The sequence below is a fragment of the Virgisporangium aurantiacum genome, assembly GCF_016863635.1.
GTDB classification, from domain to species: domain Bacteria; phylum Actinomycetota; class Actinomycetes; order Mycobacteriales; family Micromonosporaceae; genus Virgisporangium; species Virgisporangium aurantiacum.
In genome coordinates this window covers 13,261-31,182 of sequence record NZ_BOPG01000003.1, presented here as the reverse complement: position 1 = coordinate 31,182, position 17,922 = coordinate 13,261, and the positions used below count along the sequence as shown (strand labels likewise).

Annotated in this window: 15 protein-coding genes; 2 read left to right on the top strand and 13 right to left on the bottom strand. The window is 70.8% G+C overall.

What is annotated here, in order from left to right; all coding sequences use genetic code 11:
- Positions 1-27: 27 nt before the first annotated feature.
- From Vau01_RS00825 to Vau01_RS00770, 12 genes are all read right to left on the bottom strand, one after another.
- Positions 28-1,914: an FHA domain-containing protein gene (locus Vau01_RS00825; RefSeq protein WP_239151195.1), complete on the bottom strand. Its 1,887-nt coding sequence runs from the start codon at positions 1,912-1,914 to the stop codon at positions 28-30.
- Positions 1,915-2,071: 157 nt separating this feature from the next.
- A complete protein-coding gene (locus tag Vau01_RS00820; protein WP_203985859.1) occupies positions 2,072-2,536 on the bottom strand; it encodes a hypothetical protein in 465 nt (154 codons plus the stop codon).
- A gap of 5 nt (positions 2,537-2,541) precedes the next feature.
- On the bottom strand, positions 2,542-3,318 hold the full coding sequence (locus Vau01_RS00815) for an Rv1363c family protein (protein WP_203985856.1): 777 nt from the start codon (positions 3,316-3,318) through the stop codon (positions 2,542-2,544).
- On the bottom strand, positions 3,315-4,559 hold the full coding sequence (locus tag Vau01_RS00810) for an MCE family protein (protein WP_203985853.1): 1,245 nt from the start codon (positions 4,557-4,559) through the stop codon (positions 3,315-3,317). The genes Vau01_RS00815 and Vau01_RS00810 overlap by 4 nt, the downstream gene beginning before the upstream one ends.
- Positions 4,556-5,947 carry an MCE family protein gene (locus Vau01_RS00805; RefSeq protein WP_203985850.1) on the bottom strand — a complete coding sequence of 464 codons (1,392 nt, stop codon included), beginning with the start codon at positions 5,945-5,947 and terminating at the stop codon, positions 4,556-4,558. Before Vau01_RS00805 ends, Vau01_RS00810 begins: the two co-directional genes overlap by 4 nt.
- Positions 5,944-7,158 carry an MCE family protein gene (locus Vau01_RS00800; RefSeq protein WP_203985848.1) on the bottom strand — a complete coding sequence of 405 codons (1,215 nt, stop codon included), beginning with the start codon at positions 7,156-7,158 and terminating at the stop codon, positions 5,944-5,946. Before Vau01_RS00800 ends, Vau01_RS00805 begins: the two co-directional genes overlap by 4 nt.
- On the bottom strand, positions 7,155-8,150 hold the full coding sequence (locus tag Vau01_RS00795; RefSeq protein ID WP_203985845.1) for an MCE family protein: 996 nt from the start codon (positions 8,148-8,150) through the stop codon (positions 7,155-7,157). The genes Vau01_RS00800 and Vau01_RS00795 overlap by 4 nt, the downstream gene beginning before the upstream one ends.
- Entirely contained in the window at positions 8,147-9,163 is a 1,017-nt protein-coding gene (locus Vau01_RS00790) for an MCE family protein (RefSeq protein ID WP_203985842.1), read from the bottom strand. Before Vau01_RS00790 ends, Vau01_RS00795 begins: the two co-directional genes overlap by 4 nt.
- Entirely contained in the window at positions 9,160-10,446 is a 1,287-nt protein-coding gene (locus tag Vau01_RS00785; protein WP_203985839.1) for an MCE family protein, read from the bottom strand. The genes Vau01_RS00790 and Vau01_RS00785 overlap by 4 nt, the downstream gene beginning before the upstream one ends.
- Positions 10,443-11,231 carry an MlaE family ABC transporter permease gene (locus Vau01_RS00780; protein ID WP_203985836.1) on the bottom strand — a complete coding sequence of 263 codons (789 nt, stop codon included), beginning with the start codon at positions 11,229-11,231 and terminating at the stop codon, positions 10,443-10,445. The genes Vau01_RS00785 and Vau01_RS00780 overlap by 4 nt, the downstream gene beginning before the upstream one ends.
- Positions 11,232-12,011: an MlaE family ABC transporter permease gene (locus tag Vau01_RS00775; RefSeq protein ID WP_239151194.1), complete on the bottom strand. Its 780-nt coding sequence runs from the start codon at positions 12,009-12,011 to the stop codon at positions 11,232-11,234.
- The gene (locus Vau01_RS00770; protein WP_203985833.1) at positions 11,999-12,964 is read right to left on the bottom strand and encodes an ABC transporter ATP-binding protein; all 966 of its coding nucleotides are present in this window, start codon (positions 12,962-12,964) and stop codon (positions 11,999-12,001) included. Before Vau01_RS00770 ends, Vau01_RS00775 begins: the two co-directional genes overlap by 13 nt.
- A 129-nt stretch (positions 12,965-13,093) precedes the next feature.
- On the opposite strand from Vau01_RS00770, the gene shbA reads away from it, so the two are divergent.
- Positions 13,094-13,675 carry an RNA polymerase sigma factor ShbA gene (shbA, locus tag Vau01_RS00765; protein ID WP_203985830.1) on the top strand — a complete coding sequence of 194 codons (582 nt, stop codon included), beginning with the start codon at positions 13,094-13,096 and terminating at the stop codon, positions 13,673-13,675.
- Positions 13,676-13,808: 133 nt separating this feature from the next.
- Positions 13,809-14,801: an anti-sigma-D factor RsdA gene (locus Vau01_RS00760; RefSeq protein WP_203985827.1), complete on the top strand. Its 993-nt coding sequence runs from the start codon at positions 13,809-13,811 to the stop codon at positions 14,799-14,801.
- Between the two features lie 51 nt (positions 14,802-14,852).
- Here the strand turns inward: Vau01_RS00760 and Vau01_RS00755 are convergent, their stop codons facing one another.
- Positions 14,853-17,750, bottom strand: coding sequence for an AfsR/SARP family transcriptional regulator (locus Vau01_RS00755; protein WP_203985824.1), 2,898 nt, complete (start codon positions 17,748-17,750; stop codon positions 14,853-14,855).
- Positions 17,751-17,922: the final 172 nt, after the last annotated feature.

The following is a 17,922-nucleotide window of genomic DNA, read 5'->3' as shown; positions in this document are numbered from 1 at the left end:
TCGGCGGCCGTGCCGGGCAGTTGAGGTTCAGCTGCGTGTGAGCACCCTCTCGTCCGGCGCGGCCTGCGGGTCGGGCCGGTAGAAGATGTCGATGTCGACCTCTTCGCCGCCGACGATCATCGTGTCCCAGGGGCCGCTGTCGACCAGCGTCCGCAGCGTCTCCGGGCGCAGGGTCCGCAGGTGGGCGCGCAGCGTGTCGTCGTCGGGCAGGTCGGCGAGGCGGCCGGTCAGCCGGCCACGGATCTGCCGCAGCCGTTCCATCAGGCCCTCGACGGCGGCGTCGAGGTCGAATCCGGCGTCGAGCGGCGCCTCGATGCTCTCGGCGATCGTCGTCTTGATCGCCTTGCTGTTCCCGTCCTCGTCGAACGTGACCATCGACTTCCAGGCGCGGCTCTTGTGCCGGTACTGGAGCATCGACATCGCCGCCTCGTGGCGGATGAAGTCGGCGTCGCGGAACGGGCGCCCGCGCCAGGCGGCGCCGAGCGACCGGGCCAGCGAGATCGCCGACGCCAGCCCGCTGTTGAGCCCGCGGCCGGGCCAGAAGTGGATGGCGTTGGCCGCGTCACCGAGCAGGAACCCGTACGTGCCCGGCGTGCGCGCGGTGGGGGAGAACAGTTCGGCGGTGAACCGGGGACGCTGCACCATGTCGAGCCGGAACGCGGTCACCGCGCTGAGGTCGGCCTCGGCGACGCCGAACAACCGCAGGCCCTCCAGCACCCGGCGCCACAGCGCCGACCCGCGCACCAGCGCCGGCAGGAACAGCGAGCTGTGGGTCGAGCACTTGAAGTCGCCGTGCTCGTCGCGGCCCATCACGCACGGGCGCGACGCGATGCACTCCTCGAACGTCCGCCGCACCGGGTCGATGCCGACGACCTCCTGCGCCTCGGCGTCGGTGAGGCGCATGTTGAGGAAGCCCTCGCCGCGCAACGAGTTCAGCAGGAACCGGTTCTGCGCGACGGTGAGCAGCACGCTCATCGGGTCGGTCAGCGTCGACTTGACCCGCAGCCCGAGCACGACGTCCTGCAGGTGCTCGCCGTCGAGCGAGTAGATGGACTTGTCGGCGGTGCCGAACTTCGGTGCGAAGAAGTCGCGGGTGCGCGACCGGCTGCCCTCGCAGATCGCGAGCACGTGCGAGCCGGTCATTTCGGCGCGGCGCTCGGCCGGGTCGAACTTCTCCGGGACGAGCGTGATGCGCGCCGATTCGTTGGCGAGCTCCAGCAGCGTGTCCTCGACGTACGCGATGCGCACGTTGCGCGGGCCTGCGCCTTGTACGGAGTCGGGGCCGGCCGGCCACATCTCGGTGAACGCGCCGGCCTGGAACAGCCGCTCCTGGATGTGCTCGGGCAGGTTGAGGTACTGGCGGCTCTGCACGGTGACGACCTGCTGCCGCCGCACGTTGCCGGCCGCCTCGTTCTTCCACACCACCGTGTCGCCGTCGGTGGTCCAGCGCGCATCGTAGACGGTGACCGCGACCCGCGCGCCCATGATGTGCTCGAGCAGCAGGGCCAGGCTCAGCCCGACCGGCCCGCCACCGGAGACGGTGACGTTGAGCACCGGCACCGTCGCGGCTACCACCGGATCGATCGGCTTCACGGGCGGCAGCCCGAGGACGGTGCGCGTCACCTCGGCCACCTCGAAGCAGAACGTCTCGTTGCCGATCGCGAACAGGTCGCCCGGCCGCAGCACGTACTCCTTGATACGCCGGCCGTTGACCAGCGTGCCGTTGCTGCTGCCGAGGTCGACCAGCACGTACCGGCCGTCTTCGCGGCGCACCTCGGCGTGGTAGCGCGACGCCGCCCGGCTCGTGACGACCACGGTGTTGTCGGGTTTACGACCGAAGGTGACCGGCGCATCACCGACGCGGACGCTCGTGCCTGTGTTGGGACCTTCGCGCCCGACGATCTCCGGTGCCACGGGGTGTCTCCTTCTCGGATCTGCAACGTCCTGGGGGTGGCCTTGCACCCTCACCAACGTTCCGACCCGGCTCCGGGTTCACCGTGGGTTCTGGGCGGCACGAATACGGGAGAGCCATCGTCCCATCGAGCTACCCGGATGTTCTGTCGGCTAGGTGTCAAATAGCGGAAGCAGCCGTCACCTTCCAGTCGCCCCGCACCGGCACCATCGTGATCACCACGCGGTTCTGGTCGACCTTCTCGCCGTCGATGTTCGCGTTGCGGCGGTACTGGTTGAGGAACAGCAGCAGTTCCACCCGGTCGCGTGTCGCCGACACGACACCGGCGGCCGACACCGCCGCCCGCACCACGGCCTTCTCGGCCACGGCGGTGTTCTTGAGCGCGGCGGTGGTCTGGCCGTACTCGTCGGCGAAGCCGCCGGTGACGAACGACCGTCCATTCGCGACACTCGTGTCGAAGCTGCGGTAGTCGTACGAGAAGATGGCCTGCGCCGCCGCGGTCGACGCGGCGAGGGCCGCGCGCACCGCCGCGTCGCGCCGGCCGGCCGAGCGGTCGGCCCACCAGGCGGCGCCCGCGCCCGCGAGCGCCAGCACGATCGCTGCGATCAACAGTTTCCGCTTCACGTTCCTCACCCCACGAACTGCAGTCGCGACACGAGCCACGCGCCGTCCTTGCGCGCGAGTTCCACCTGGATCCGGTAGTGCGACTGGCGGCCGTCCGGCGCGTTGGCGTTGCGCACGGTCGCGTCGATCGCGACGAGCACCGTGGCGCGCCGGCGGTCGCCCGACAGCAGCGCCGCGCGCAGCACGGTGCCCTGCGACTGCACGTTGTTCTCCACCACGGCGGCCCGCACCTGCGACTGGCCGCGGCTGAACTCGTCGCGGAAGTCGCCGGTGGTGCCGGCGAGAATCCGTTGCAGGTCGCGGTCGACGCTGGCCGCGCTGACCGACACGAAGTCGACGGTGGCCTGTTTGGCGGCGGCGACCGCCTGCCGCTGCGCCCGCTCGGTCTCGCGGTCGCCGTACCACTTCACGCCGAAGAACGCGGCGCCGGCCAGCGCCGCGCAGAGCACGAGCAACAGTGCCGCGGTGGTCCGGCTCGGTCGGCCGGTCCAGCGCCGTCGCGGTGCCGGTGGTTCTACCGGACGCCGGACAGCGCGGCGCCGCTGCCGCGGAATCCGTGGCTTCTCCTCGGCTGGGCCATCGGCTGGGCCCTCGGCGGGGGCCTCGACGGGTTCCTCGTCGAGCCGCTCGAGCACCTCGGCGACGGGATCGCGGCCGGGCGGCGTGCGGCGGGTCACCGTGCGGCGGCTGCCGGTGCGGCGGCGGGCGGTGTGCGTCCGGCTGCCCGGTTCCGTCTCGGCCGGGTCCTCGGGTGAGCCGCCCTTGATGAGCTTCAGCGTCATGATGTCACTCCCGCCAGGAGAAGCTGTTTCCAGGACTGGTCGCCGGCGAGCGCGTACTGGCCGCCGGTCCCGCCGAACTGCACCGGTCGCCCGTCCGGCCCGAGCACCAGTCCGGTCACCGGGTCGTAACCGGCCACTGTGGACGGATCGTCGGCGGGCTCCGCGCCCGAGCCCGTCGACGGCGGCGCGCCGGCGCGCGGCGCGTTGTTCGAGCCGCGCACGTTCGAACCGCGCGCCTGGTCGGCGGCGGTGCACGTCGGCTTTCCGCCGTACACGCACGGCGGCGGATCGTTGACGTTGAGCGCCAGCCCGAAGTGCGCGGTTCCGTCGCCGGGCGTCACCGTGAAGCCGCCCGCGACCGCGAGCGGATACACCACCAGCAGGTGCTCGATTCCCGCCAACCGCCGGGCGGCAACCCCGTTGACCGCGATCAGGTTCCCGAGCAGCGCGCCGATCGCCGGCTCCAGCCCGTCGAGCAGCGCGACCAGTTCGGTCGCGGCCGGCGGACCGGCGGCCAGGATCCGGCGCAGGTCACCGTCGGACGCCCGCACCGTCTCCGCCAGCCGCGCGAGCCCGGCCGCCCACTGCCGGATCATCTCGGCCGACTCGGCCTGCGTGCGGAGCACGGTCGCGCCGTCGCGGATCAGCGTGACGGTCTGCGGGAGGTTCGCCACGGCGTCGTCGAGAACGAGCGTGCTCGCGTCGAGGATGGTGCGCAGCGCGGTCTCGCTGCCCTCGAACGCCGCGCCGAGTTCGTCGATGACCACCGCGAGGTCGTCGGGGTTCACCGAGCGGACGAGCGCGTCGAGGTTGGCGAGCAACGTCTCCGGCGGCAGCGGCACACCGGTGCGCTCGCGCGGGATCACCGCGCCGTCGCGCAGGTACGGGCCGCCGTCGCGGTCGGGGCGCAGGTCGAGGTACTGCTCGCCGACCGCGGACCGGTGCGCCACAACGGCTCTGAGGCCGGTGGGGACGCGCACTGCGTCCTCGATTCTGGTCGTGACCCGGGCGCCCGTACCGTGCAGGGTGACGGCCGTGACCCGCCCGACCGGCACGCCGCGGTAGGTCACCGGCGCGTTGGCGAAGATGCCGCCGCCGTCGGCCAGGTCGACGTAGACGGTGTAGCCGTGGCCGAGGAGCCGCTCGCCGAGCCCGACGTACCGCACCGCGACGAAGCCGGTGCCGAGCAGGCTCACCACCGCGAACACGATCACCTTGATGCGCACCGACGTCGTGATCACGGCGCCAGCCCGCCCGGCAGGAGGTCGGCGACGCCGCCCCGCTGCGCGTCGACGGCGCCGGTCGCCTTGGGCAGCAGGCACTGCGGCGTGAGGATGGTGCCGGGCAGCAGCAGGGTTCCCGGTGGGAACACGGTGCCCGGAGGAACCACGCCGCCCGGCGGCCGGAGGCTCCCCGGCGGCGCCGACGCGGTCGGCGGCAGCAGCGCGCACCCGGGCGGCACCGTGCAGCCCTGCGGCGGCACCCAGCCGGGCAGCAACGGGCCGACGACGGGCAGGCAGCCGATCGGCAGGATCTCCGGCAGCGACGGGACGATCGGCACCACCGGCTTCGTGCCGCCGTTGTTGCCTTTGTCGTCACCGCCCGGCGGGGTCGGCTGCCTGCCGCCGCCCGACTGTCCTGTTTGGACGGTCTTCGGCGGGGTGATGAGGAGGTTCGCCAGGATCTGCGCGGCGTCCAGGTCGGCGGTCGCCCCGAGGTTCACGTAGTCGCCGACGATCGCGCCGGTGACGCCCGGCGGGAACGGGAAGCTCAGCAGGAAGTCCAGCGACCGCGGGAGGTTGTCGCCGGCGCTGGCCAACTGCTGGAGGGTCGGTTGCAGCGCGCGCAGGCTGGCGAGCAGGTCGTCGCGGGTGGCGTTGACCACCCGCGTGCCGACGGCGCCGAGTTCGCCGAGCGCGGTGAGCGCGCCGGTCAACTGGGTGCGCTGGTCGGCGAGCACGGTGAGGCCGGGGCCGAGCGCGTCGAGCGCGCTGCCGATCACCGCGCGCTGGTCGGCGAGTCGGGTGGTGAGCCGGTCGAGCGCGTCGATCGCGCGCACCAGATCGGCCTTCTGCGCCTCCAGCCCGCCGACGAACGAGTCCAGCTGGTGCAGGAGGTCCTTTGTGGACGCTTCGCGCCCGTCGAGCGCGGTGCCGAGTTCCCGGTTGATCGTCTGGAGCTGGGCCAGGCCGCCGCCGTTGAGCAGCAGGCCGAGCGCGGCCAGCACCTCCTCCACCTCGGCGGAGCGGCGGGTGCGGGCGAGCGGGATCGTGTCGCCGTCCGTCATCGTGCCGCGGGCCGACTCGGTGGTGGGCCGGGCGAGCGACACGTACTTCTCGCCGAGCAGGCTGCTCTGCCGCACGGCCGCGGTCGCGTTGGCCGGCAGTTCGACGTCGCGCCCGATCCGGATGCGGACCCGGGCCGTCCAGCCGGCGAGCCAGATCTTCTCGACGCTGCCGACGGTGACGTCGTCGACCTTCACCGCGGCCTGCGGCACCAGGTCGAGCACGTCCTGGAACTCGACGGTGACCCGGTACGCGGGACCGTCGGGCGCGCCGCCGGGCAGCGGCACGTCGGCGACCGTGCATCCGGTGAGCGCCAGGGCGAGGAGGATCGTAGCCGCTCTCATGGCGCGCCCCGCAGGATTCCGCCGAGGGTCCGGTCGAGCGCGCCGCCGACGTCCACCGGGAGCCCTGGGAGTGTGGGCTGTTGCGGCCCGGCCGGTGGCGCGGCGCCGACCGGCGGCGTGGCCGGTGCCAGCCCGAGGAGCTTGCGGAGCTGGTCGGGCAGCGGCAGGCCCTTGGCGGCCAGGGTCTGCGCGAGGGCTGTGCACTCCGCGGGCAGCTGCGGCAGCGGAACCGCGTCGGCCAGCAGCGCGCACACGAACGCGGCCGGATCGTAGGGGCCGAGCGCGTCATTGCGGGTGTCGAGCGTCCCGGATCGCGGGTTGTACGCGAGATTGAGGTTCGACGCGGCGAGCGGCGCCACGTCGAGGATGTCGGCGATCGCCTTCTGCTGGCGGGCCAGCACCGACGTGATGTCGGCGAGCGCGCTGACGTTGGCGCGCAACGCCTCCCGGTTGTCGCGCACGAACGTGGTCACCTCGGCCAGCGCGATCGCGAGGCTGTGCAGCGCCTTCGCGAGGTCGTCGCGTTCGGCCGCGAGCTGCGTGGCCACGTCGGCGAGTTGCTGGTTGAAGACGCGCACCTGCTGGTCGCTCTTCGCGAGCGCGGTGGTGAGGACCTGGAGGTTGCCGACGGTGCCGAACAGGTCCGCCCGGCCGTCGGCCACCGTGGACAGTGCCCGCGACACGCTGTCGAGCGTGGTGTGCAGGTTGGCGCCGTTGCCTTCCAGATTCGCCCGGCCCGCCTTGACCAGGTCGGCGAGCGCGCCGTCGGCGTTGGCGCCGGTGGGGCCGAGGGCGGTGTTGAACTCGTCGAGCGCCGTGTAGACGTCGTCGATCTCCAGCGGCACGGCGGTGCGCTCCACCGGAACGTCGGCCTTGTCGGGCAGCGCGGCGCCACCGTCGTAGGCCGGCGTGAGCTGGATGTAGCGGTCGCTGACCACGCTCGGCGGGATCACGAGCGCCTGCGCGCCGGCCGGGATGCGCAGGTCGCGGTCGTAGCGCATGTCGACGCGCACGGTGCGCCCGGTCGGCGTCACCTTGACGACCCGTCCGACGCGCACGCCGAGCACCCGGACGTCGGACCCCGCGAAGATGCCGACCGCGCGGGTGAAGTGCGCGGTGAGCCGGCGCTCGGCCGGGTTGAGCCTCCACAGTGGAACGGCGAGCGCGACGGCCAGGATCACCACGGCTCCGGCGATCAATGCGCGTCTCATCGGCGGCCTCCCGGTACCAGCGGCTGCACGAGACCCGCGACGTAGGAGTCGAACCAGCGTCCGTTGCCGACGACGTTGGCGAACGCGGTGACGAACGGCCCCATCTTCTGGATCGTCCGCTCCAGGTTCGTGCGGTTGCGTTGGAGGATCGCTACGGTGGCGCGGAGTTCGGTGAGCGCGGGCTGTAGCTGCGCCCGGTTGTCGGCGACCAGCCCGGTGAGCTGCTCGCTCAACGTGTTCGTGCCGACGAGGAGTTCGTGGATCGCGTCGCGGCGGCGGCTCACCTCGGCCAGCAGCAGGCCGCCGTCGGCCACGAGCTTGCGGAACTCCTCGTCGCGGCCGGCGAGCACGGCGGTCACCGAGCGGGCGCGGCCGAGCAGTTCGCGGAGTTCCGCGTCGCGGTCGGCGACGGTCTTCGACAACCGCGACAGGCCGTCGAGCGACGTGCGCACGCTCGCCGGCGTGTCGGTGAACGCCTCGGCGACGGTGCTGAACGCGGTGGCGAGTTGCGTGGTGTCGATCGCGTCGATGGTGCCGGCGAGCCCGGTGACCGCCTGCACGACGTCGAACGGTGACGCCGTGCGGTCGAGCGGGATCTGGGCGTCCGCCCGGAGCCGACCCGGGCCCTTGGGTTCGATCGCGAGGTACTTCTGCCCGAGCACGGTCTTGATGCGGATCGACGCGGCGGTGTCGGTGCCGAACCGGATGCCGTCCTCCTCGATCCGGAACGTCACGCGCACGTACGGGGCGGGCCTCTGCGCGAGTTCGACGTCGCTGACCCGGCCGACGCGCACCCCGGCGACGCGGACCTCGTTGCCGGGCGCGAGCCCGCTCGCGTCGCGGAACGCGGCGCGGTAGGTGGTGGCCGTCAGCGACGCGAGGTCGTCGAGCCGGAACGCCACGACCACGAGCGCGACGAGCACACCCAGGCACACCAGCCCGACGACCCGCGGGTTGCGGTGCCGGAACGGTGTCCACAGTGGAGGTCTCATGCCGCGTTGCACCTCGGTGCGGTGGACGAGAACGTCGGCATGGCGACCGTCGTGCCGCCCAGCGTGACGTTCCCGCTCAGGTCGCAGAGGAAGAAGTTGAACCAGGAGCCGTGCGACGCCACCCGGGTCAGCGCCTCGTACCGGCCCGGCATCGCGGCGAGCGCCCGGTCGATCGCCGCGGAGTTCGCGTTCAGGTTGCCCGCCACCTGCCGCAGACCGTCCACATCGGACGCCAGCGGCGGCCGGGCGTCACCGAGCAGCGAGCCGGTGGCGAGGGTGAGCTCACCGAGGTTCGCCAACGACTGTCCGATGGCGCCCCGGTCGGCGGCCAGGCCCGACACCAGTTGCTGCAACTGGGCGATGGTCTGGTCGAGCTGCCCGTCGCGTTCGTCCACGGTGGACAGCACCGCGTTCAGGTTGGTGATGACCCGGCCGATCACCGCGTCGCGGTCGGCCAGCGTGCTGGTCAGTGACGCGGTGCGCCGGAGCAGGCTGGCCATCGTGCCGCCCTCGCCCTGCAGCACCTGGATGATCTCGTAGGCGAGCTTGTTCACGTCGTCCGGCGACAGCGCGGTGAACAGCGGACGGAAGCCGTTGAACAACGTGGTGAGGTCGAGCGCCGGCGCGGTCTGCTCCAGCGGGATCACGCCGTTGCGGTGCAGCGTGCGTCCGGTCGACGGGCCCTCGAACAGCGCGAGGTACCGCTGGCCGACCAGGTTCCGGTAGCGGATCTTCGCGCGGACACCGGTGCCCAGCGGAACGTCGTCGGTGACCGTGAACCGCACCTCGGCGATGCTGTCGTCGACCACCCGGATCCGGGTTATCTTCCCGACGCGAACGCCGGCGATCCGGACGTCGTCGCCCTCCAGCAGGCTGGTGACGTCGGTGAACCGGGCCCGGTACTCGGTGCCGCCGGTCGCCCACGAGCCCAGCGTCTGCGCCAGCATCGCGGTGAGGACGATCGTCACCACCGCGAAGACGATCAGTTTGATGAGCGGTGCCCGGATGCTCATGGCGCGTTCCTCGCATTCACAACGGCGCCGCGCAGCAGCGGTCCCCATAAAATGACCGCGATGTCGGGGACCTCCACCGGCGGAACGCCCAGCGCCGCGCCCACGATGGGGCGCACGATGCCCTGCTCCTCCGCCGTACCCGCGGAACCCATCGGCCCCTGCACGGTTCCCGGTGTGCCGACCGGGATCCGTTTCGCCGCACCGGGTCCGGCGCCGTAGTCGTAGCCGTCGTTGATCGGGTACTCGGGCGCCGGGATCGGCGGGTTCGGCATGCCGTGACAGTCGGGTCCGTTGCGCGCCCCGTACACCGGTTCGTCCCGGCCCGGCACGTACTTGCCGCCGTCGCGCGTGATCTCCAGCGTGATGTGCATGCGCCCGTCGCGGAACACCTCGTCGGCCCGCGGCTGCACCGCGACCAGGGTCCCCAGCAGGCACGGGTATTCGGGGGAGTAGGCGGCCAGCAGTTCGAGGACCGGCCGCGTCACATCACCGAGTTGAATGAGCTGATCGCCGTGCCGTTGAAGGAAGAGTCGCGTGGCGTCGGCCGCGCCGGTGGTGTCGGCGAGCAGCGCCGCGAGCTGCTCGCGCTGGTCGCTCACGGTGTTCGCGGTGACGGTGACGTCGCGCAGCAGGGCCAGCAGGTCGGGCATCGCGTCGGCGTAGGTGTCGAGGACGGTGACGAGCCGGCGCACGTCCTCGGCGATCGTCGGCATCTCCGCGTTCAGCTCGGCGAGGTATCCGTCCAGTGTGGACAGTGTGCGGCCGAGCTTGTCGCCGCGACCCTCCAGCGCGGTGGCGAGCGCCGCCAGCGTCGCGGCGAGCTTGTCCGGCCGGATCGACTGCAGCAGCGGCAACGCGTTGTCGAGCACCCGTTCCAGCTCAACGGCGCTGGTGCTGCGGTCCTGTGGGATCGTCGCGCCCGCTCTGATCCCTTGCGCGGACGCCGTTCCGGGCGGCACCAGCGCCACGTAGCGCTCGCCGAACAGCGTCTTCGGGAGCAGTCGCGCGCTCACGTCGGCCGGTATCCGCGGCGTCAGGTCGGGGTCGAGCGCGAGCGTGACGCGCGCACCGCGTCCCCTCGTATTCACCTCGCGGACCTCGCCCACGATCACGCCGTGGAGCTTGACGTCGGCGCCCGGGTTGAGCTGCAACCCGGTGTGGTCGGCGAGCAACGTGACCCGGTCCACCGGCGTGAACGCCTTGCGGTACTGGAGGACCGACAGGCTGAGCGCCCCGGCGAGCACCGCGACAAAGACGATCCCGAGGATCCGGTTGTGCCTCATCCCGCGATCCGCACCGTCGTGGTAGCGCCCCAGATGGCCAGCGACAGGAAGAAGTCGACGACGTTCACCGCGACGATCGCGAGCCGCACCGCGCGGCCCACCGCCACGCCGACGCCGGCCGGGCCGCCGCTCGCGGTGTAGCCGTAGTAGCAGTGCACGAGCACCACGATCACGCTGAAGATGAGCGCCTTCGCGAACGACCACAGCACGTCGCCCGGCGGCAGGAACAGGTGGAAGTAGTAGTCGTAGGTGCCGCCCGACTGTCCGAAGTAGCCGGTCGCGATCGTGCGGGTGGCCCAGTAGCTTGTGAGCAGCCCGATGACGTACAACGGGATCACCGCGACGAACCCGGCGATCATCCGCGTGGTGACGAGGTACGGCAACGACGGCACGCCCATCACCTCGAGCGCGTCGACCTCCTCGGAGATGCGCATCGCGCCCAGTTGCGCGGTGAACCCGCACCCGACGGTGGCGCTGAGCGCGAGCGCGGCGACGAGCGGCGAGATCTCGCGGGTGTTGAAGTACGCGGAGATGAAGCCGGTGAACGCGCTGCTGCCCAACTGGTTCAGCGCCTGGTAGCCCTGCAACCCCACCTCGGTACCGGTGAAGAACGTCAGGAAACAGATGACGCCCACCGTGCCGCCGATCACCGCCAGCGCACCGGTTCCGAAGCTCACCTCGGCGAGCAGCCGGATGATTTCTCTTCTGTACCGGCTGATTGTTCTCGGGGTCCAGCGCAGCGCGTTCAGGTAGAACGCGAGTTGTCCGCCCAGTTGGTCCAGCATCTACTGGCCCTTCTGCGGAACGATCTGGAAGTACAGCGCGGTGATGACGAAGTTCAGCGCGAACAGCAGCATGAACGTGATGACCACGCTCTGGTTCACCGCGTCACCGACGCCCTTCGGCCCGCCCTTCGCCGTCATTCCCTTGTACGACGCGACGAGCGCGGCGACGAGCCCGAACACCAGGGCCTTGATCTCACCGACCACGAGGTCCGGAAGCTGGCCCAGCGCCTGGAAACTGGCCAGGTACGCGCCGGGCGTGCCGTTCTGCAGGATGACGTTGAAGAAGTAGCCGCCACCGACGCCGACCACGCTCACCAATCCGTTGAGCAGAACGGCAACCACCATCGACGCGACCACGCGGGGCGTCACCAACCGCCGCACCGGGTCGATGCCGAGCACCTCCATCGCGTCGAGTTCCTCGCGGATCTTCCGCGCGCCGAGGTCGGCGCAGATCGCCGAACCGCCGGCGCCGGCGATGATGAGCGCGGTGACGATCGGGCCGGCTTCCCTGACGACGGCGAGCACGCTGGCCGCGCCGGTGAACGACTGCGCGCCCATCTGCCGCACCAGCGATCCGAGTTGCAGCGCGATCACCGCACCGAACGGGATCGAGACGAGCGCCGCCGGCACGATCGACACCGAGCTGATGAACCACGCCTGCTGGATGAACTCCCGCCATTGCCACGGTCGTCGGGCGAGGCCGAGGATCGTGTCGAGACAGAACGCGAAGAAGCCGCCGGTCTGCACGAGGCCCCGGTCGACCTTCATCAGGACGGCCATGACACCTTCACCTTCTCGGCTCCCTCGAAGGACCCGGGCGGAGGCGTGACGCCGTTCTCGGCGCACCACTGGCCGGGCGGTCGTTCGGTGCGCCGTGTTCCCCCGTCGGAAGGCTGCAGTTGCAAGGGAATCGGGGGCAGCGGCGGCAGTTCCGCACCGGCGTCCGCTTCGGCCTTGAGCTCGTCGGCGTCCTTCTCCTCGCTCATGCCGATGGGGCCGACGCGCTGCGCGTTGAGGAACTGCCGCACCACCGGCTCGGTGCTCGACAGCAGCATCTCCCGCGGCCCGAACATCGCGAGATGCCCGTGGTACAGCAGGCCGATGTTGTCGGGCACGGTCCGCGCGGTGTTGATGTCGTGGGTGACGATGAGGAACGTCGCGCCGGTACGCTGGTTCAGGTCGATGATGAGCTGGTTCAGGTATGCGGTGCGGACCGGGTCGAGCCCGGAGTCCGGCTCGTCGAAGAGGATGATCTCCGGTTCGAGGACGAGCGCGCGGGCCAGCCCGGCACGCTTGCGCATCCCGCCGGAGATCTGGCCGGGCAGCTTGTCCTCGGCACCGACGAGCCCGACCATGTCGAGCTTTTCATCGACCGTCGCCTTGATGTCGCCTTCGGATAGTTTCGTGTGTTCCCGCAACGGGAACGCGACGTTGTCGTAGATGTTCATCGACCCGAACAACGCGCCGTCCTGGAACAGCACACCGAAGAGCCGGCGGATCTCGTACAGCCCCTTCTCGGACAGGCTGGGGAGATCCCTGTCGTCGATCCAGATGTGGCCCCGGTCCGGTTTGAGCAGGCCCACGAGGGCCTTGAGAAACACCGACTTTCCGGTGCCGGACGGGCCGAGCAGTACCGAGATCTCGCCGGCAGGCAGGGTCAACGTGACGTCCGACCAGACCGGCTTGCCGCCGAACGACTTCGTCAGCCCGTCCACCCGCACTTCGACGCCCATGACACCTCCCTTGTCACCTCCATCGCTCGTCCCCTGTTTTTTGCAACAGCGACCTTCGATGCTGTCCCCGAGTGGTGCCCGGGCGGCGATGGCGCTACGGTGCGGGTTGCCCCAGTGACGAAGGTGCAGATGACCGCCGCTATCGACACCGATCTCGTGCGCAGGGCCGCCCGCCGGGATGCCGACGCGATGGCGGTCCTGCTGACCGAGCTACGCCCCGGACTGGTCCGCTACTGCCGCGCCCGCCTCGGCCGGATCGGCGGCGCCTACACCACGGCCGACGACGTGGCCCAGGAGGTGTGCCTGGCCCTGCTGCGGGCCCTACCCACCTACCGCGACGTCGGCAAGCCGTTCTCGGCGTTCGTCTACGGCATCGCCGCACACAAGGTCGCCGACGCCCAACGCGCCGCCGTCCGCAACTCGGTCGCCGCGCCGGTGGCCGAGATCAGCGACGAGCCCGACACCACCGAGCCGGGCCCGGAGCAGTCCGCCGAACGCAACGACCTGGCCCGCCGCCTGTCCGGCCTGCTGGCCCGGTTGTCCGAGACCCACCGCGAGATCGTACTGTTGCGGGTCGCCGTGGGCCTGTCGGCCGAAGAGGTCGGCGAGGTCGTCGGCATGACGGCTGCGGCGGTGCGCGTCACCCAGTCCCGCGCATTGGCCCGGCTCCGTACGCTTGCAGCGGACTCCCTGAGGGAGGTGGCGGCATGAGTGCCGGAGCGGAGCGGAGGCGCTCGTGCCGCGGGTCTCTGGTTGCTTCCCCTGGGAGGCACAGCATGAGTGCCGGAGCGGAGCGGAGGCGCTCGTGCCGCGGGTCTCTGGTTGCTTCCTTGGGAGGCACGGCATGAGCACTCGACGCGATGACGCCAACCTGGACCTGACCGTGATCGCCGCTGACGACGCCTTGCTCGACGCCCTGGGCCGGGGCGACCCGGCGCCGGACGACGACAAGCTGGCCGGCGTCCTGGCCGCCTGGCGCACCGACCTCGACGCCGACCAACCGACCGACTTCGACATGACCGCGATGCTGGCCGAACTGGCAAACACCGAGCCGGCGGATGCCGGGCCGGTCGATGCCGCCGAGCCGGCCGATGGCACCACGTTGGCCGGTGTTGCCGATTTGGCCGCCGAGTTGGGCGGCGGCGCCGGGACAGTTTCGGAGCTGAAGCCGGCCGGAGCCGGTGTGGCGGATGGCGCCGGCGTGCCGGTGCGGCCAGTCCCGGCCGGGCGACCGCGTCGGTGGCGACCGGGACCGCGGGTGCGGCGGTACGTCACCGGCATGGCCGCGGCCGGACTCCTGATCGGCGGGCTCGCCGTTGGCGCGGGCCAGGCCGGTCCGGAGAGCCCGTTGTGGCCGATCGCCCGCGTCCTCTACCCGGAGCGGTCCGACCTGCGGCTCGCCGAGCACACCATCGGCCTGGCCCGCGAGGCCGCCGCCACCGGCCGCTACGCCGACGCCCGCCGCACGCTCGACAAGGCGGCCGACGAGGTCGAGCGGGTCGACGATCCGGAACTGGCCAGCCGTCTCCGCGCCCAGATCGAGGAGATCCGCCGGACCCTTCCCCCCACCGACGCCGAACGCGACAACCCGGTCACTCCCACACCGTCTGCCCCGACGTCGGCGCCGCCCACCACCGCCCCCGCCACCCCACCCGGCGGCGGTGTGCCGGCCGTCCCCGGTGTGCCGGGCCAGCCGGGCGGTGGCGGCACCAACCCCGACCCACCCGTCGAGGACATCATCCCCGATGTACCGGACATACCGGTACCAACCCTGCCCATCCCGATTCCGATCCCGACCCTGCCGGCACCGGCGCTCCCACTCGGTCTGGTGCCTTGATCTCACGGCCGAACGAGTTCGCCGCTCCCTGGGGTGGTCGCTGACCGACGGCTACGGGAGGGACGGACGGGCGGCTGCCAGCCGGTCCCGGATCTCGTCGGCCTCGGGAGCGACCAGATCGTCGACGATGCGCACGGCTGCGGCGTGTGCACGGCTCGCAGCGGCGTGATCGCCCAGGGCAGTCTGCGCATCGGCCAGAATGGCCAGGATTCGGGCCCGCTGACACGAGTCACCAAGCTCGTCGGCGAGCGTGAGAGCGCGCTCACAAGCGGTCATCGCGGCCTGGTTCTCGGCGGACGCCAGCGCGATGTCGGCGCTGGTGGCGAACGCTTCGCAGTGGGCCGCGTCGTCCTTGATCCGGGCATGGATCCGCAACGCCATCGCGATGTGGTTCCGGGCAGCACCAAGCTGGCCGAGGACGAGGTACAGGTCTGCGAGGTCGTGGTGAGTGGCCCCGTGCCCGCGCATGGAGCCGACCCGATCGAGCACCGACAACGCGCTCGTGAGATATGCGAGCGCCGCCTCGAACCGGCCCAACCGGCGGCTCGCGTCGGCCAGACCGCGGAGCGCCGCCACCTCTCCGGCTGCGTTCCGCCCGGCGCGGAACCGGGCGAGCACATCCTGGTACAGCTCGATCGCGCGGGCCGGCTCGCCCGTCCGCCGGAACAGCGAGGCGAGGTTGTGCGAACAGGCCGTCTCGGCCACGTCGAGCCCGATCTGGCGGGCTACGTCGATGCCCTGCTCAAAACTCTTCCGGGCCCGCGTGTAGTCCCGCTGACGAACATAGATCGATCCGAGATTGCACAACGTCGCTGTGCGGCCGACGAGGTGGCCGTCCTCGTCAACCGCGCGGAGCGCAAGCTCGTGGAGTTCACGCATGTCGTCCTGACGGCCGTAGCGTTCGAAGATCTCGTGAACCGCCGCAGGTATCTGCCACGCATGTCGGAACAGGCCGTTCCGCCCGGCCCAGCTCGCGACCGCCACCAGGTTGGCGCGTTCCAGTTGGCACCACTTGATCGCGGTCTCCTCGGCCGACTCGGCGCCGCCGGTGAACGACTCCGGTGCCACGTCGATCGGCGTCGGTAGATCGGGGACCGCCGGGCGATTCGGGGCCAGCAGCGCGGCCGCGCGTGCCGCCGACAGCAGATAGAAGTCGGCCAGTCTTCGCATCGACCCGGTCAGGTCGTCGGTGGTGTCCTCGCGAAGAGCGCGATCGGTGGCGTACTTGCGGATCAGATCATGGAAACGGTACCGATCCGGAGCCTCCTCGCGGTTGATGAGGTGCCCGCGCGCGAGCGTGTTCAGCAACTGCGGCACCTCGTCCGGATCGATTCCCGCCAGCGCCGCGGCGGCACCGGGCCCGATGTTCATCCCGGGATGGTTGCCGAGCGTCCTGAAGAGCCGCGCGGCCGAGGCGGTCAGCGAGGAATATGACCACGCGAATGCGGTCCGCAGCCCAGCCGCCTCGCCGACGTCGTCAAGAACGTGCATGCGGAGTTGACTCACGAGGTCCGCAACGGCGGTTCTGCTTCGCTCGGCCACCTGTTCGCCGAGGAGCCGAAGCGCCAGCGGAAGCCCACCTGCGAGGTGTACCAGGGTCCGCACGGCGCCCGGTTCGGCCGCTGCCCGGGCGCCGATGATCCCAGCGAGCAGCGCAGTGCTGGCCCGGTCGGAGAGCGGGCCAACCGTGACGTGGCGGGCACCTTCCCGGACGCTGAGGCTCATCATCCGGTTGCGGCTGGTGATCAGCGTCAGGCAGCCGTCGGCGGCCGGCAGCAGCGGCCGGACCTGGTCCGCGTCGCGGGCGTTGTCGATGACGATCAGAACACGACGACCGACCAGCAACCGGTTCAACCGATCGCGTCGCTGCTCTACTCCGGCCGGAATGCGGTCGACCGGTACGCCGAGCGCCTGAAGGAATCCGCTCAACGCGACATCGGGTGAAACGGCGGGGGCAGGGCCGAACGCATGCGCGTCGAGGTAAAGCTGCCCATCCGGGAACCGGTCGAGGTGCAAATGGCCGAAGTGGGTCGCCAGCGTGCTCTTCCCGGCGCCGGGCATTCCGCCGATCACAACCACCCGGGAACCGTTCTTGGCGCTCGTCAATGCATCGAGCTCTGCCAGCAGTTCGATCCGGCCGGAGAAATCCCGGAGATCCGACGGGAGCTGGTGCGGACGTCCAGCCTCGGCCGGGAATTCCGATCGCGATCCCGGCGCGAAGATCGATGCATGCGTCACCGGCACGTGCACGCGAGGTTCGGCCCGAATTGTCTTCAGGTATCGCGCCCGGAACTGATCCAGATAGGCGCGCGCATCATCCTCGCGACCTACCCCGCACAGCGCCGAAATCCACAATTGCGCGAGCGATTCGTCGAGATTGAAATCGTGAATGAGTGAATCGAGTTGGGCGAGAACATGGTCAGGTTGGCCCGATCGGAGCCGGCACTTCGCGAGCAACTTGTGCGCACCCAGCCAGACCCCACGCATTTCCCTGCGCAGTCCGTCGGCGCGCTCCCCGCGCAAGTCGGAAACCGGTTCGCCGCCCCATAGCGGAATCGCATCGCTGATCGCCGCTATCGATGCCTGGAAATCGTTCCGGGCGGCCGCGTCCCGCGCGTTCCGCGTCAGCCGGCTGAACCGGTGGTAGTCCACGGTCTCGGGATTCACGTCGAGCCGGTACGCGGCGAGACCGTTCACCCGGACCAACGACGCTCCGATTTCCGCCGCGCCGAGAACCGCTCGGACCCGGCTGGTCACCGCGTAGAGGTTCGCTCGACATTCATCCGGGTCGCGACCCTCCCACAGGTGGTCCACCATCGTACTGACCCGAACCGGTTCCCCGGCGTGGTACAGCAGCACCGCGAGCATGCCGCGTTGTTTCGCCGGACCGAGCGGAACACGTCGGCCGTTTCGCCGGAGCGTTGTCGGACCGATGATCTGAAATTCCATTCCGGTCATCCCGGCCGCCTAGATCTGACAGACGACATGCAAGTGACCCGGCAAGCGGAGTCGCAACCTGGCCGACAACCCCTCGACCGATGCTGGGCTCAACCGCGAATGGGGGGACCAGGAAATGTCGACGTACGAATGGTTAACGGCACCGGTCGGATTGGACTCCGGA